The sequence below is a fragment of the Marinobacterium sedimentorum genome, assembly GCF_024267675.1.
Classification (GTDB): Bacteria; Pseudomonadota; Gammaproteobacteria; order Pseudomonadales; family Balneatricaceae; genus Marinobacterium_A; species Marinobacterium_A sedimentorum.
In genome coordinates this window covers 1-1218 of the sequence record NZ_JALDYX010000080.1, presented here as the reverse complement: position 1 = coordinate 1218, position 1218 = coordinate 1, and the positions used below count along the sequence as shown (strand labels likewise).

Below are 1218 nucleotides of genomic sequence, written 5' to 3'. Positions count from 1 at the left end.
AACACTATTTGATCAGCCCGAGAATGTGAAACAGGTAACGGTCACTCCAGCCGCAGCCCTTGCGCTTGTTTTTGATCCCCAGCTTTGCGGTTGTGTCTTGCTTGAGCAGGTTCAGGGCGATCTGGCGGGCCGTCGCCAGATTCTCCGCCGCATACCCCTGGCGGGCTCGGGAATGATCCTCAGAAAAGGCAACATCAAGTACCCAGTGCAGCTTATTCTCAACGTGCCAATGCTGGCGCGTGGCCTGTAGTACTTCCTCGGCCGTCATGACTTTGCTGGCGATAAAATACCGTATCAGCGTCGTGCCTTTATGGGGCGTCTGGCGATCCAACTGCACGGCGGCAATCGTTTTCGCCTGCCAGCTTGAGGCAGCAGGCAACTCTTCCATCGCGTGTGTAACCCAGCATCGCCGCTGCTCCTGACGGCCGTGGACGCTCGCATCCTCCGCGATGAAACAAGAACCCGGCGCATCCTCCGGATGTGTGGCCCAGTAACCGTCAAAGTAATCTGAGAGTTCGCTATGCAGCTTGCGTTGATTGCTTTTGACGGCCAACAGGTAGTCCGCGTCCTTTTTCAAGATCTTATTGGCGATGCGTTTCTGGCACCCCATCGCATCCAGTGTGACCAGGCAGCCTTTGATCGCCAAGGTGTCCAGCAACGCCGGTATTGCGGTGATTTCGTTGGATTTTGCATCTACTTTTAACTGCCCCAACGCTATGCCGGCCTCACTGGCCCACGCATTGACCATATGAATGGCGCCATGGTGTCGGCCTCGGGAGCCGCGCACGGTTTTGCCATCGATCGCCACGACACCTGATAGCGGCGTATCGATCAGAACATCCTGAACCCAGGTCGTGAAAAGCTCGCGGAACTGGAGAGGATCGAGCAGGGAGAACACACGGTTAAAGGTATCATGCGATGGAATCCCGCCGGGAAGCTGTAAATATTGGCGAAACCAGTCCTCACGCTCGTGGGCGAAAAATTCGATGCTGTTCCAATCATCGGCCCCGCATAGCAGGGCGCAGGTGGTCATGAAAACGACTTCACCCAGGTCATGGGAGCACTTGGCAGGTTGGCGCGGATCTTTGAGCTGCATGATACGGTCGAGTAAGGGTATTTGGGACATGGGCAAAAGCCCGTCAGCATCCCGTTTTCGCACGACTGATGCAAGTTGCCGCTCATTCACCTGTATAAAAATCGTTCATGCGTTTGCCCTGG

The 1218-nt window shown here is 55.7% G+C and carries 1 protein-coding gene; it reads right to left on the bottom strand.

From position 1 onward, the window contains the following. Positions 1 to 4: 4 nt before the first annotated feature. A complete protein-coding gene (locus MRS74_RS23505) occupies positions 5 to 1126 on the bottom strand; it encodes an ISAs1 family transposase (RefSeq protein WP_254582714.1) in 1122 nt (373 codons plus the stop codon). Positions 1127 to 1218 lie beyond the last annotated feature (92 nt).

Excerpts from the sequence above, each read along its gene's own strand:
- MRS74_RS23505 (WP_254582714.1), bottom strand. The coding sequence starts at position 1,126 with ATGTCCCAAATACCCTTACTCGACCGTATCATGCAGCTCAAAGATCCG.